Annotated in this window: 13 protein-coding genes; 5 read left to right on the forward strand and 8 right to left on the reverse strand. The window is 50.3% G+C overall.

Annotated features, from left to right (window positions below; genetic code table 11):
• The first annotated feature begins 73 nt into the window (after nt 1-73).
• On the forward strand, nt 74-1210 hold the full coding sequence (gene sucC, locus LCH85_17930; GenBank protein ID MCA0353878.1) for an ADP-forming succinate--CoA ligase subunit beta: 1137 nt from the start codon (nt 74-76) through the stop codon (nt 1208-1210).
• Nucleotide 1211: 1 nt separating this feature from the next.
• Here sucC and LCH85_17935 read toward each other — a convergent pair whose 3' ends face one another.
• Nucleotides 1212-1643 (reverse strand): helix-turn-helix domain-containing protein, encoded by a 432-nt coding sequence (locus tag LCH85_17935; GenBank protein ID MCA0353879.1) that lies wholly within the window; start codon nt 1641-1643, stop codon nt 1212-1214.
• Between the two features lie 141 nt (nt 1644-1784).
• Between LCH85_17935 and gmd the strand changes: the two genes are divergently transcribed.
• Together gmd and sucD are read left to right on the forward strand one after the other, a co-directional pair.
• Nucleotides 1785-2765, forward strand: coding sequence for a GDP-mannose 4,6-dehydratase (gene gmd / locus LCH85_17940; protein ID MCA0353880.1), 981 nt, complete (start codon nt 1785-1787; stop codon nt 2763-2765).
• 102 nt (nt 2766-2867) lie between these two features.
• Entirely contained in the window at nt 2868-3749 is an 882-nt protein-coding gene (gene sucD, locus LCH85_17945) for a succinate--CoA ligase subunit alpha (GenBank protein MCA0353881.1), read from the forward strand.
• 81 nt (nt 3750-3830) lie between these two features.
• Here the strand turns inward: sucD and LCH85_17950 are convergent, their stop codons facing one another.
• The 4 genes from LCH85_17950 to LCH85_17965 all read right to left on the reverse strand — a co-directional run bounded on the left by LCH85_17950 (nt 3831) and on the right by LCH85_17965 (nt 8820).
• Entirely contained in the window at nt 3831-4964 is a 1134-nt protein-coding gene (locus LCH85_17950) for an ABC transporter permease subunit (protein MCA0353882.1), read from the reverse strand.
• Entirely contained in the window at nt 4957-5994 is a 1038-nt protein-coding gene (locus LCH85_17955) for a sugar ABC transporter permease (protein ID MCA0353883.1), read from the reverse strand. The genes LCH85_17950 and LCH85_17955 overlap by 8 nt, the downstream gene beginning before the upstream one ends.
• Before the next feature lie 167 nt (nt 5995-6161).
• Entirely contained in the window at nt 6162-7466 is a 1305-nt protein-coding gene (locus LCH85_17960) for an extracellular solute-binding protein (GenBank protein MCA0353884.1), read from the reverse strand.
• Between the two features lie 109 nt (nt 7467-7575).
• Complete coding sequence (locus LCH85_17965) at nt 7576-8820, reverse strand: ROK family transcriptional regulator (GenBank protein MCA0353885.1); 1245 nt, start codon at nt 8818-8820, stop codon at nt 7576-7578.
• 143 nt (nt 8821-8963) lie between these two features.
• On the opposite strand from LCH85_17965, the gene LCH85_17970 reads away from it, so the two are divergent.
• Nucleotides 8964-10325: an anaerobic glycerol-3-phosphate dehydrogenase subunit C gene (locus tag LCH85_17970; protein MCA0353886.1), complete on the forward strand. Its 1362-nt coding sequence runs from the start codon at nt 8964-8966 to the stop codon at nt 10323-10325.
• Here the strand turns inward: LCH85_17970 and LCH85_17975 are convergent.
• Together LCH85_17975 and LCH85_17980 are read right to left on the reverse strand one after the other, a co-directional pair.
• Entirely contained in the window at nt 10318-11196 is an 879-nt protein-coding gene (locus tag LCH85_17975) for a tetratricopeptide repeat protein (protein ID MCA0353887.1), read from the reverse strand. The two genes, LCH85_17970 and LCH85_17975, sit on opposite strands and share 8 nt — an antisense overlap.
• Before the next feature lie 88 nt (nt 11197-11284).
• Nucleotides 11285-11980 carry an aspartate/glutamate racemase family protein gene (locus LCH85_17980; GenBank protein MCA0353888.1) on the reverse strand — a complete coding sequence of 232 codons (696 nt, stop codon included), beginning with the start codon at nt 11978-11980 and terminating at the stop codon, nt 11285-11287.
• Between the two features lie 175 nt (nt 11981-12155).
• Here LCH85_17980 and LCH85_17985 point away from each other — a divergent pair, with 175 nt between their 5' ends.
• Nucleotides 12156-13001: a CPBP family intramembrane metalloprotease gene (locus tag LCH85_17985; protein ID MCA0353889.1), complete on the forward strand. Its 846-nt coding sequence runs from the start codon at nt 12156-12158 to the stop codon at nt 12999-13001.
• 58 nt (nt 13002-13059) lie between these two features.
• Here LCH85_17985 and LCH85_17990 read toward each other — a convergent pair whose 3' ends face one another.
• A complete protein-coding gene (locus LCH85_17990) occupies nt 13060-13470 on the reverse strand; it encodes an ADP-ribosylation/crystallin J1 (protein MCA0353890.1) in 411 nt (136 codons plus the stop codon).
• Between the last annotated feature and the right edge of the window lie 287 nt (nt 13471-13757).

Genomic DNA, 13757 nt, shown 5'->3' on the forward strand with positions numbered 1-13757 from the left:
TGATACCATGCCCAAGGGCTAAACACCTCTGTTTAGCCATCTTGATTGATGCATTTACTCGTGCGGAGGTGCAATGAAGCTCCACGAATACCAAGCCCGTGATATCGTGGCTCGTTATGGCATTCCAGTGACAGGCGGCGGTGTTGCTGCGACGGCGGAAGAAGTTCAAAAAGTTGCCGAGCAAATTGGCGGCCCGGTGGCGGTCAAGGCGCAAGTGCATGTTGGCGGTCGGGGTAAAGCTGGCGGGATCAAGTTGGCCAACACGCCAGCTGAAGCCTTCGATGCTGGCAAAGCGATTTTGGGCATGGATATCAAAGGCTTGACGGTTGAAAAAGTCTTGGTAGCCGAAGCGATCACCTTCGACAAAGAAATTTATCTTGGGGTGATTTTGGATCGCGCGACCAAGCGGGTGGTGCTGATTGCTTCATCAGAGGGTGGCGTTGAAATCGAAGAAGTCGCCAAAACCAATCCTGATGCAATTATCAAATTGCCAGCCGACCCCTTACTTGGCTTGCAACCCTACCAAGCCCAAGAATTGGCCTATAGCATTGGCATTACCGATGCCAAGCAAGCTCGCCAATTTTCCAGCATTGCAACCGGTTTGTATCGGGCATTTGTCGAAAATGATGCTGAATTAGCCGAAATCAACCCCTTGGTGGTGTTGCCAAACGGCCAATTACAAGCCCTCGACTCGAAAATTGTGCTTGACGATAGCGGCTTGTTCCGCCACAGCGAAGTTGCTGGCATGCGCGATATCGCAGGCGAGCCAGAATCAGAAATCAAAGCCCGCGAAAATGGCCTGACCTTTATCAAGCTTGATGGCAATATTGGCTGTATGGTCAATGGCGCAGGCTTGGCAATGGCCACCATGGACGTGGTAAATCTGTTCGGTGGCGAACCAGCCAACTTCCTTGACATCGGTGGTGGTGCGAACGCCCAAAAAGTCGCCGCAGCCCTCGATATCATTCTCGATGATCCCAACGTTAAAGTTGTGATGGTCAATATCTTTGGTGGCATCACCCGCTGCGATGAAGTTGCCAAGGGGATTGTCGAAGCCCAAAAGATTATCAAGCGCCAAGTGCCGATGGTGGTACGCTTGGTTGGCACCAACGAAGCCGAAGGCCAACGCATTTTGGCTGATGCCAGCTTAACTCCAGCTTCAACCTTGGCCGACGCAGCCCAAAAAGCTGTTGATATTGCCAAACAATAATTTAGCTAAGTTGGGCTAACATCGCCTGAATCAATTGGCGTTCATGCAGATCAACACAATTGCGGTGGAGTTGTTCTAAGTTGGTTTGCCAATACAGCAGCGTTTCGGTTCTAGCTGCTGGCAAACGTTCGCACCACGCCAAATCACGGGCACACAAGGCCAGTTGTAGCTCAACTTCGCTATAGCGCGGCGCAACGCTGGGCAAACGCAAACTTTTGCCTTCAGGGTAAAACGTATCGGCGACTAACTCATGGGGTTCGAGCCGAAACAAGCCTGCCAGCAAAATAACCGTGCGCTCCGAAGGCGTGGCCAAACCCATTTCAAAGTGGGAGATCGCCACCCGCGAAAGCGCCAAGCGATCAGCAAGGGCTTGTTGTGTCCAGCCATGCAAAGCCCGCAAACGGCCCAACCGCTGGCCAAATGATTCTGGCATAGAACAATACTCCCAAACATGGTGCTGTTGATGATACTGCACATTCGCCAAGGTGATTGCTAAGCCACTTAGCAGCCACCCCAACCATATCGAGCTATGCTAGAACGATATAAAATCTAGCCTAGATCGAATGAGGATAGCATGACCAATAAAGTCGCAGTGGTGACCGGAATTACCGGCCAAGATGGTTCGTATTTAGCTGAACATTTGCTGGCCCAAGGCTACCGCGTCGTCGGGATGCTACGGCGTTCCAGCACAGTTAATTTCGAACGCATCAAACATATTCAAGATGATATCGAACTGGTCACGGGCGATTTGCTCGATGAAGTTTCGTTAATTAATTTGCTGCAAACCTATCGACCTTCCGAGGTTTATAACTTAGCAGCCCAAAGCTTTGTCCAAACGTCATGGTCACAACCAGTCTTTACTGGCGAAGCTACAGCCTTGGGCGTGACGCGGATTCTTGACGCAGTACGCACGGTCGATCCTTCGATTCGCTTTTATCAAGCGAGTTCGTCGGAGATGTTTGGCAAAGTGGTTGAAGTACCGCAAACCGAAAATACGCCATTTTACCCACGCTCGCCGTATGGGGTCGCCAAAGTTTATGGCCACTGGATCACCGTGAATTATCGTGAAAGCTACAATATGTTTGCTTGCTCAGGCATTTTGTTCAATCACGAAAGCCCACGCCGTGGCCGCGAATTTGTCACCCGCAAAATCACCGATGCAGTAGCGCGAATTAAGCTTGGCTTAGCGACTGAATTACGTTTGGGTAATCTCGAAGCCCAGCGCGATTGGGGCTTTGCTGGCGATTACGTCAAAGCGATGTATTTGATGTTGCAACAAGACCAGCCCGATGATTTTGTGGTTTCAACGGGCGAAACCCACTCAGTGCGCCGCTTCTGCGAGATCGCGTTTGGCCATGTTGGCTTAAATTATGCCGACTATGTAAAAATCGACGAACGCTTTATGCGACCTGCCGAAGTGGACTTGTTGATTGGCGACCCAGCCAAGGCCAAGCGCATTTTAGGTTGGCAACCAGAAACGCCCTTCGAGCAACTGGTGACCATGATGGTCGAAGCTGACCTCGAATTATTGAAACATGAATACCGGATTTCATAAGGATGAAGGATGAGGGTTGAAGGATGAAACTGATTGATCGTCACTATTTCATCCTTCATCATTCATCCCTCATCCTTGCATTTGTCAAGGAGGACATTTCCATTGAGTATTTTGGCTGATAAAAATACCCGCCTGATTGTGCAGGGGATTACAGGCCGCGAAGGTGAGTTTCATTCGCGCCAAATGCTGGAATATGGCACAAATTTGGTCGGTGGGGTTACACCTGGTCGCGGCGGCCAAAAAGCCGTTGATGGCCGTGTGCCTGTGTTCAACACGGTCAAGCAAGCCGTCAAGGAAACTGGCGCAAACGCTACGGTAATTTATGTGCCCGCTGCTTTTGCACCCGATGCCGTCCGCGAAGCCGCTGATGCAGGCATTCCGTTGATCGTTTGTATCACTGAAGGCGTGCCAGCGCTGGATATGGTGGCAACCTATGAGTTTGTAAAGCTCAAAGGTTCACGCTTGATCGGGCCAAACTGCCCGGGCTTGTTGACCCCAGGCGAAGCCAAATTGGGGATTATCCCCGGCTCGATTGCCAAACCAGGCCCAGTTGGCGTGGTCTCCAAATCAGGTACATTGACCTATGAAGCGGTCGATGCCTTGACCCGCATTGGCCTTGGCCAAACCTCAATCGTCGGGATTGGTGGCGACCCAATTATCGGCACCAACTTCATCGATGTTTTGGCGATGTTCCAAGCTGATCCAGCCACCGAAGCGATTGTGTTGATCGGTGAAATTGGTGGTAACGCTGAGCAAGATGCCGCCGCCTTTATCAAGGAAAATGTCACCAAGCCAGTGGTCTCGTTTATCGCTGGTCAATCGGCTCCTCCAGGCAAGCGCATGGGCCATGCTGGCGCAATTATCGGCGCTGGTGGCGAAGGCACTGCCCAAGAAAAAATCGAAGCCTTGGAAGCAGTTGGCGCGAAAGTTGCCAAATTGCCCACCGATATCGCGAAATTGGTCGCCGAAAGCCTTGGCAAATAAGCCAATTAGTTGGCACGAAAAAACCACTCCAGCAATTGGAGTGGTTTTTTGTTTGCGATACCAAAAGCCCGCTGAAGCTGATTAACCTTTTACCCCGCCCAAGGTTAAGCCGCCAACGATATATTTTTGCAACGCCAGATAGACAATCGAGACTGGCAGCGAAATCATAATCGACATCGCCGCAAAATTCGACCATGAAACTGTGGCATATTGGCCAGTCATGGTTTGCAAGGCAATTGCCAAGGTATAATTGTCGGCCTTGTTGATAAAGCGTGCGGTCAAAGCAAATTCTGTCCAGCCAGCCATAAAGCCCAAGAAGGCAGTTACGGCCAAAGCTGGGGTGGCCAACGGCAGAATAATCCGGAAGAAGATTTGGTTTGGTGAAGCGCCGTCAATAATCGCGGCTTCTTCCAACTCCTTGGGAATCGTATCCAGATAGCCTTTGAGATTCCAGATCGCGAATGGTAACGCGCCGGAAATCATGGCCAAGCCTACGCCATATAGCGAGCGACCAAGCTCAAATGGTCGGGCATTTTTAGGAATTTCAATCTGCGTACCGCCCCATAAGAACAGTGCAGCCACCGCTAAACCGCCAACCAAGAATGCAGCTGAGCCAGCCCGAAAATCATCGGAGCGAACCCGTGAGATCGTCATAAGCGCTAGGCCAGCGACCAACAAGCCTGCCATCGTGAAATAAATGATGCGCAAGATTTCAAGGCTGGTGCTAATTTTGGCCAACATCGCAAACAATGGCGCAAGCGTAGCAATCCCTGGCATCAACAAAATAAAGCCAATGCTCAAGAAAATCAATTTGCGCCCGACGAAGTTCAAGCGCGAGAAGGCATAGGCTGCTGAAACCCCGATCATCACTGAGAAGAACGAGACCCCTGCTGCCAAGAAAAAGCTATTGCCCATCAACTTCCAGAACGAGATATCGCCTGCTGATTTGGAAAGCGGTTGCTCGATCACTGCTTGATAGGAGCTTAACGAGATCGACGATGGAATAACTTCCAATTTGAGTGGTCGGGCACTGCCTGCTTCCTTGAACGAAAGCGTAACGATCCACATAATTGGAAACAAGACTGAAATTGCCACGGTCAAGCAAAATGCCTGCAACAGCAATTGTTGCCACCATTCCAATTGACGGCCAGCACCGCGCCCACGAGCAAACAGGCCTTTGCGGCTGGTCGGTTGTGCAATAGATGAATTAGCCATCGTATGACTCCGCTACTCGTGAAATTCTGGCGGTAATTGCTGAAATACAGCCCAGAATAATAAAGATAAAGACGCTAAATGCTGCCCCAATCCCAAACAGCGAGTTACCGTTGATCAGCTTATAGGCTTGGGTCACCAAAATTTCGGTTTGGCCGAGTGGGCCGCCGCCGCTGATAAAGTAAATCACATGGAATAGATTGAAGGTTTGGATAATCCCCAAGATGGTTGCTGGAACCATGGCGGGGCGCAGCAATGGCAGCGTAATTGTCCAGAATTTATTCCAGCCAGTTGCGCCGTCGATTGAAGCCGCTTCATATAATTCTTTGGGGATACTTTGGAGTGCGCCAGTGGCCACAATCGTCATAAATGGCCAGCCCAGCCAGATATTGGCAATCAACATGGCAAAGTACGAAAGTGGTAAGCCAAAGGCGACTGGCTGAATTTGTTGCAACCAATCGATCCCCTTATCGGGAAAGGCTGGGCCAAGAAAGATCTTCAACATCATATTGATCGCGCCATATTGCCCATCGAACATATTGCGCCAAATCGTGGCAATAACCAACTGTGGCAGCACCATGGGCAAGATATAAATTGCGCGATAGATCTTTTTAAACCACAAACCCTCGACGTTCAACATCACGGCGATGACGATCCCCAGTGAAACGTGAAAAATCACATTCGAGAATGTCCACCAAATGTTGAAGCCCAAGGTTCGCCAGAATTTGAAGCTGGCTAAGTCGGCGTTTTTAGTAGCCAACTTATCTTGCAAAATTAATTGATAGTTTTCAAAGCCCACATATTTGGGTGGCGTATAGTTTTTGGCAAGAGGGTTGATGCTGGATGGGCCAAAGTCGGTTAGCGACATCCAAAATTGGTAGAGAATCGGATAGAACGTGATGATCGACATCACGATCAGAGCGGGAAAAAGATACGTATAGGCTGTTCGCGAGGTTCTGGTGCGTGCCCACCACGAAGGTCGTGGGATGGCGCTATCACTAGCACGCTCGACGCTGCTTTCTGCCGATGCCATGGCGTGGCTCCTTTGCTGACAGGGGCGGGGTCTGTGATGATTTGGTATCGCGTGAGCGAGGAACAGGCCAGACTACGGCATCGTTACAGCACTATCTTTCGCTAAGCCCACCATAGCCTTGGCTCGACCCGTTCCCTCACAAGGAAGGAACGGGTCGGTTGATTGCCTTATTTACCGTTAGCGGTATCCATTGCAGCACAGGCATCAGTGATCGCCTTGGTTGCATCTTCGCCGCCATCAAGTGCTTTGGTTACAGCATCGCCAACTGGAGTCCAGAAGTTGTTAAGTTCTTGGTCTTGTGGGCGAGCATAGCCAGTTGAAGCAGCTTGGCTGAAGCCGAGCACCAACGCATCGGTTGGTACAACGTTGACATCAGCTGGAACGTGGCCAGCTTTTTCGGTGTAGATTTTTTGTGATTCGGTGTTGGTCAAGTACATTGCCAAAGCAACTGCACCTTCAACATTTTGGCTGTTGATGTTGACATAGAAACCGTCAACGCCAGTCAATGGGCCAGCAGGACCCTTAGGACCAGCAGGCATTGCGGCAACACCAAGTTTGTCGCTCAAAGCAGCTTGGTAGTCGGCCAAAACCCATGGCCCGTTGATGATCATGTCAGCTTGGCCTTCGCGGAAGAGGGCATCAGCTTGAGCACCATCGGTTGAGAAAGTTGCGCCAGCAGCTTTGAGATCTTGCAAATACTTCAAGGCATCGCCGCCACCATCGACTAAGCCACATGACTTGTCGGCGGTGAACAAGCTAGCACCGAAAGCTTGGAAGAAGCCGAAGTTGTGGTAAGCGCTTTGGTTCAAGACCAATTTCTTGCCATCTTTGACCATTTGCAACAACTCGTCGGTGGTTGCTGGTGGGGTGGCTACGGTTGATTTGTTGTAGTACAAAGCAACGGCTTTGAATGATTCTGGAATACCATAGAGCTTGCCATCAACCGACATCCCAGCAACGCCAGCAGGAGCGATGTTGGTCAAGTTGGCTTTGTAAGCGTCGAGGTCGGCCAACAAGTTCTTGCGAGCCAAATCGCCCAAGCTATCATTTGGAGCCAAGAGCAAGTCTGGGCCGCCAGCAGCAGCAACGTCGTTTTCAAACTTGCTGAATACTTGGTCGAATGGTACTTGCAACACGCTGATGTTGGCTTCTGGGAACGCAGCCTTGGCTTTTTCGATCAACTCGGTCAAGGTTGCATCTTCAGCGCCACCGGTGCTGTAAGCGTGCCACAAGGTGATATCGCCAGTTGCTGCCATGCCGCCAGTTGCTGGGGCGGTAGTTGCTTCGGGAGCAGCGGTTGCTTCTGTAGTTGCGGCGGTTGGCTCAGCGGTTGCTTCTGCCGCAGTAGTTGGGGCGGCGGTTGGTTCTGCTGCGGTGGTTGGAGCAGTGGTTGGGGTGGTTTCGCCACCACAAGCTGCCAATAAACCGACCATCATGATACTGACGAGCAGGAAGCTCAAAATACGCTTCATTGCTGTACACTCCTTTGTACCATATTGAAAAATCTGTTACCGTGCCGATTAGGGCGAACAGGTGAATATGAGCGCGTGAAGGTTATTCACGCTCGATCAAGGGCAATTGTTAGCTTGCCAACGAACCAACCTCGTTGGAATGCACCCCTAAAGTTGCAGGGCGTTCCAAGGCTGGCGGCGCGAATAAGCGCTCGGTAGCAAGGGCTGCGGCTCCCAAGGCTGCGACATTGCGGCCTAGTGCGCCGGGCACAATCGAGGTATTATTCACTGCAATCGCTAAAGCGCGTCGCGCCACCGTTGCTCGAATCGTCTCGATTACTAATGGTGAGGTTTCCGGAATAACCCCGCCAATCACAACCCGATCAGGATTGAATATATTAATGATACTGGCAATTGCCACACCAAGATAGTGGGCGGTTCGCCGCAAAATAGCTTGAATTTCGGGGCTGCTCTCGGCTTTACGCACCAAGGCATGCACATCATCATCGGCACTAATCAGCTTTTGCTCGCGGGCTAGCCGTAAAACCGTGATTTGTGAAGCCAAGGCTTCGAGTGAGCCAGCGTTGATTGGGCCAAATGATTCATCGTTTTCGACGCTGAGGGTGGTATGCCCAACCTCGCCAGCGCTACCAATCGAGCCGCGGAACAAATGACTATCAATAATCAAGCCAGCGCCAATCCCGGCGCTACTCATATATAAGTAGACCATGTTTTGCGCACCTTTACCTGCGCCCCAACGATACTCGGCCATCGCGGCTAAGTTGGCATCGTTATCAATTGATACGGGCAAGCGGAAGGTTTGGCTTAACTCTTCGCGAATTGGCACGTTATCCCAACCAGGCATAACTGGCGGGGCAATTGTGCGGCCATTGCGAAAATCCAATGGGCCAGGCACGCCAACCCCAATCGCACTAATGCGGCCACGGCCAACCGGCGATTCGGTCAGCATCGTGCTAATCAATTGTTTGATTAGCGGCATGCCAACGGTAGGGCCATCATTAACATTGAAGGAAATTTGACGACGCGAACAGATTCGGGCGTTCAAATCGGTAATAACGGCACTAACGGCGTTGCGCGAAACATCAAGCCCAATAATATAATTGGCTTGATAATTGAATTCGAGGATAATTGGCCGTCGGCCACCTTTTGAGGTACCAATGCCCGTTTCCGTAACAAGGCTTGCGTCAATCAGATCGTTAATGATGCTTGAAACGGTCGAACGACTTAACTTGGTGTGCTTGGCGATATCTGCCCGCGAAATCCGTCCTTCACGCCGAATTAACTGGAGTACCAGGGCGCGGTTGAGTTCTCGCATCAAACTCAGATCAGCTGTCAATGCCGAAGGACGATTCATTTGCAGGCTCCTACTTGGTAAGTGGCTCCGATTTTAGCAACTATTTGGTACTTTGTCAAGACAACAAACAAACATGGCCGTTTTATGATAGAATGCGATTTAGGCCGTTCTAAAGCTTTAAATCGCAATTGAGGCTTGTCGCTATGGATGACCGATTATCAATCAGGCTGGAGCAATCGCTCGATTTTTGTATTAAATGTAATATTTGTACGACTGCATGTCCGGTGGCAGCGGTCACCGATCAATTTCCTGGTCCCAAGTATGTCGGGCCGCAAGCAGGCCGTTTTCGCCATGATCAAGCTGAGCATTCGCCCGATCATTCAGTGGATTATTGCTCTGGCTGTCGAGTTTGTAACGAGGTTTGCCCAACTGGCGTGCCAATCGCTGAACTCAATGCCCGTGCCCGAGCGCAGATGGTACGCGAACATGGCTTGCCCTTGCGCAACCGCCTGCTTGGGCGCTCGGAGCTGTTGGGAATGCTGGGCACACCCTTCGCCCCGCTAGCCAATTGGACAATGAGCAATCGGCCAATTCGTTGGTTGATTGAAAAATTATTTAAGATCGATCGGCGTGCGCCGCTGCCACAGTGGGCTGGCTATACCTTGCGCGGCTGGGCACGCAAACATCTGCCCCGCGCTGCCACACCGTTACGCTGGACGTATGGCCTGCGTTCGTGGCTCAGCCGCACCGCGCTTGTGCCGCTTGAACAACGCCGTTTGGTCCAAACTCAAACCCTACAACCAGCAGTTTCCACAATTTCACGTAAAGTCGTCTATTTTCATGGCTGCTCAACCAATTATTATGAGCCACATGTTGGCAAAGCTGCCTTAGAAGTGCTGACCCGCAATGGCTGTGAGGTGGTGTTGGCTAATCAGGGTTGTTGTGGGTTGCCGATGCTTTCTAATGGTGAGTTTAATGCAGCCCGCCGTTATCATGCCGCCAATGTTCATGCCTTATTGCCATGGATTCGCCAAGGTTATGTGGTGGTAGGAACTTCGACCAGTTGTACTTTGACGCTCAAAGATGAAGCTCCCGAATTGTTGGGCTGGCATGATCCTGAGGTTCAATTGGTGGCCGAACAAACCTACGATATTTTTGAATATTTGCGTTTGCTCGACGAAGCAGGCAAATTTGATCGCAACTTGGGTGCAATCGAAGAGAGCTTGCCCTACCATCCGCCTTGTCAATTAAAAGCCCATCGCATCGGCCTGCCAGCCCGCGATATTTTGGCGCATATTCCAGGCTTGCAAATTGAGCGAAGCCAAGCAGCCTGTTGTGGGATTGCTGGCACCTATGGCCTAAAAACCGAAAAATACCCAATCGCAATGGATGTGGGTAAACCGTTATTTGAATGGGCCAGTCAACATCCCGCTGATACGGTGCTGTGTGATAGCGAAACCTGTCGCTGGCAAATTAGCCACGGGACGGGTATGGAAACCCGTCATCCCGTGGAACTTTTAGCCGAGGCCTATCGCCGATTTGATCAACAGCGCCAACTTAGCTAACACTGGTTTCTACTTTGGCTCGCCACGCAGCATGAACATATCCGCCTTCATGGTCGGAGTGTTCGATTCGTTCAAAGCTGGAGCGGGCGGCATCAACCTGACCCAAGCTACGTTGCAATTGACCAATTCGATAGAGCAATTCAGCTTGTTGCGGAATCGGGCAGCCATTCAACAAAAGTTCAGCTTGATCTAAGGCTAATTGGACTTGGCGTTCGTCGTTGGCCAAAAATGCCAATTCGGCGCGGGCAACATAGAGGCTGGCTTTGGCGGCAACATGCGGCGCTAAGGCCAAGCCTGCTTCGATCCATTGCTTGGTGGTTTGGCTAGCTTCATCAAAATGCAAGCTCAACAACGCGTTGTGGCTATAGCTCAAAGCCAATTGCTCGTCCAACACCAAGGCCATACTGGCATAATGGCGAGCTTCGTTCCAATCGCCGTGAGCAGCCAAAGCGCGGCTCATTTCTAAATAAATTGGGGCATGAAATGGATAGAGTTGGTCGGCGCGTTCGATCGCTTTGATGGCGGCTTCGGTTTCGCCTTGAGCCAATTGAATCGAACCCATGGCCAACCAAGCATCAGCTGAATCGGGGTAAATACGCAGCGACCATAAAACGAGGCGTTCAGCTTGGGCATACGAACCGCGTGCCCAAGCTCGTCCGGCGTACCAAACCAAGGCAATCCGAGCAACAAATAAGCCAATCAACAACTCGCCGAGCAAAGCCACGCCAACTGCTTGATTGGTTAAAAAGTACAAGCCACAGAGCGCTGGAAACACCACAAGTTCTGGCATTAGCATCACCGCTCGACCAACCCGTATTCCTGTGGTTAGCTGTCGTCGTTCCTGCCGTTGCGCCGTCATGATTGTCGCCATAGCTCAACCCCTTGTTATATATACTCGTATCAGGGTTAAGTATCGCCCAAGGTTGTGACAACGAGTGTCACAACCTTGAAAATTTGTGCTATTTTGCTAAACTCCAAGCTACTGCTGCCTGACCATGCAACAGGGTGGTATCGAACAGTGGCACCTCACAATCAGCTTGGTTAATCAACAAGCCAATTTCGGTGCAGCCCAAAATAATGCCCTGTGCTCCGGCTGCAACCAGATCGTTAATCACCGCCAAATAGTAGGCTTTGGAGCTAGAGTCGATTTTGCCAAGGCACAATTCATCGAAAATAATCCGATGAATTTCATCACGCTGTTCTGGCTCAGGCGTGACGACCGCCAAGCCATAGCGTTGGCGCAAACGCCCAGCATAAAAATCGTGCTCCATGGTGAAGCGTGTGCCCAGCAAACCAATTGTAGTTAATTGTTGCTGTTGAATCGCCGCTGCCGTTGGATCGACGATATGAATGAATGGCACTTCGACTGCTTGCTCAATTGCGGTTGCTACCAGATGCATGGTGTTGGTGCAAAGCACAATACATTCAGCGCCAGCCGCTACCAAATTACGAGCAGCCTGGGCCAAAATCTCCCCAGCAGTTTCCCATTGATCAGCCTTTTGCAACGCGGCAATTTCAGCAAAATCAACTGAATACAACACACATTTGGCTGAATGCAAACCCCCAAAACGCTGTTTGACCGCTTGGTTGAGCACCTGATAATAACTGACGCTCGATTCCCAACTCATCCCGCCAATGAGGCCAATCGTTTTCATGCAAAGCTCCTTGGTACAGCAAACATCAACATGGAGCAATGGTTGGTTGGCCATATGCTACGCCGCCTATGATACGCGCTTTTGCTTACGACAATTCTGCGACAGGGCTGCGATTGGCTTGTGACAAGTGGCAAGTATGCTCAGCATGTTCGTTTTTGAGCATAGGAGCATTGCCTTGAACCAGCCTCAATCAATTCAAACAGCTACTAATGGTGCGAAAATTAGTATATTTTTACTGCTAACCACGGTTTTGACGGCAATTTGTTATTATTTTTTGGTTGGCCCAAATCCGCAAGCGGCATTTGGATTAGGGTTGATCTTCAGTCCAGCGCTAGCCGCAGTCATCACCCAATTAGTTTTCGAGCGGCGGTTGGCAGGTTTGGGCTGGAAAATCGCCGCACCCAAGGATTTATTGCTCAGCTATGGGTTGCCTGTGAGCTATGGCTTAGTCGTGTATAGCGTGGTTTGGCTGAGCGGCATTGGTGATGTTTCGTTGCAAGCCTTAGCAAGCCACGTTGGCCTAGCCACACCGTTGCCAATCAGCGGCTTTTGGGGCTATTTGGGCGAGGTTGCAACGCTTGGCATCGTTCGATCAGCAATCTTGGCATTTGGTGAGGAATTGGGCTGGCGCGGATTTTTAGTGCCAGAGTTGAGCAAACGCTATTCGCTCGCCGCAACCGCGACAATCAGTGGGCTTATTTGGGCAATCTGGCATTATCCAGCGATTTTGTTGGTTGAGTATAACAATGCTGGTGCACCGCTGTGGTTTGGCTTAGGCTGTTTTACAATTTTAGTGATTGGCCTGAGCTTTGTGATGGCGTGGTTGCGCCTGAAATCGGCCAGTGTTTGGCCAGCAGTGCTGTTGCATGCCAGCCATAATATTTTCATCCAGACAGTTTTTAATCCGCTGACCAGCAAAAATGCCATTACGCCCTATGTAATCGATGAATTTGGGCTTGGTTTGGCGCTCGTCGTGGGCTTAGTGGCGTGGTTAGTTTGGCGGCGAACAAGATATCAATAATAACCCATGGATATCCTAAAAAAAGCTCCTACTCAGTTGAGCAGGAGCCTTTGTTTCATTACAAAACAGGTGAGATGAAGGTGGGTAGGGCGGTTACGGGGTTGACCATCCCACGAAATTGCTTGCCATAGAACGAGGCAATGACCTTGATATGACCAAGAATGCGGGTATTGAAATTGTGAAATTCTTCGATTGGCACTAAAAGTTCGCGATGACGGCGACGAATGCCCACCGATTTAACCGTAAATTGGCGCGCATATTGTTCGCTAATTTCAAATTCAGCCACAAAGCCAGCATAACCAGCCTCGGCATCCTTGGTTTTGACTGCTTCAGCAACATGGCTGGCATAATCAAGGTTGAGGATGGGATAAGCAATTGGTGGCTCGGCCAATTGTGCTGGGAATGAACGATAGCCCGCTTGCGCAATCAATGTTAGTTCTTCTAACCCAACAGGTCGATATAGGATCATCTGCTTGTCCTTTCCCTTGTGCCACCAAGGTGTGATTGTAAGAAGCTATAACGTATCGTTTAAAGGTCACATCACACTCAAATTATTCCACATCTATTTAGATACAAATCAGATTTTAATTTTGCATGAAATTTGGTGATTAATCAAGGGATTTTTGGCCGAATTTGGCTTAATCCACTATCAATAGTGTGTCAGGAATCCAAAGCATGAACCATACCACAATTGAATCACCCGCCGACAACTGACTCAATTAGGATAGTTGGCATGCGCTTGGTGTTGATAGTAGA

It is taken from the genome of Chloroflexota bacterium (assembly GCA_020161265.1).
In the GTDB taxonomy this organism is placed as follows: domain Bacteria; phylum Chloroflexota; class Chloroflexia; order Chloroflexales; family Herpetosiphonaceae; genus Herpetosiphon.

Bases quoted from the DNA above. Each gene is read 5' to 3' on its own strand.
- gmd (MCA0353880.1), top strand. From the start codon at position 1,785: ATGACCAATAAAGTCGCAGTGGTGACCGGAATTACCGGCCAAGATGGT.
- LCH85_17950 (MCA0353882.1), bottom strand. From the start codon at position 4,964: ATGGCTAATTCATCTATTGCACAACCGACCAGCCGCAAAGGCCTGTTT.
- LCH85_17965 (MCA0353885.1), bottom strand. From the start codon at position 8,820: ATGAATCGTCCTTCGGCATTGACAGCTGATCTGAGTTTGATGCGAGAA.
- LCH85_17955 (MCA0353883.1), bottom strand. From the start codon at position 5,994: ATGGCATCGGCAGAAAGCAGCGTCGAGCGTGCTAGTGATAGCGCCATC.
- LCH85_17980 (MCA0353888.1), bottom strand. From the start codon at position 11,980: ATGAAAACGATTGGCCTCATTGGCGGGATGAGTTGGGAATCGAGCGTC.
- sucC (MCA0353878.1), top strand. From the start codon at position 74: ATGAAGCTCCACGAATACCAAGCCCGTGATATCGTGGCTCGTTATGGC.
- LCH85_17970 (MCA0353886.1), top strand. From the start codon at position 8,964: ATGGATGACCGATTATCAATCAGGCTGGAGCAATCGCTCGATTTTTGT.
- LCH85_17935 (MCA0353879.1), bottom strand. From the start codon at position 1,643: ATGCCAGAATCATTTGGCCAGCGGTTGGGCCGTTTGCGGGCTTTGCAT.
- LCH85_17960 (MCA0353884.1), bottom strand. From the start codon at position 7,466: ATGAAGCGTATTTTGAGCTTCCTGCTCGTCAGTATCATGATGGTCGGT.
- LCH85_17975 (MCA0353887.1), bottom strand. From the start codon at position 11,196: ATGGCGACAATCATGACGGCGCAACGGCAGGAACGACGACAGCTAACC.
- LCH85_17990 (MCA0353890.1), bottom strand. From the start codon at position 13,470: ATGATCCTATATCGACCTGTTGGGTTAGAAGAACTAACATTGATTGCG.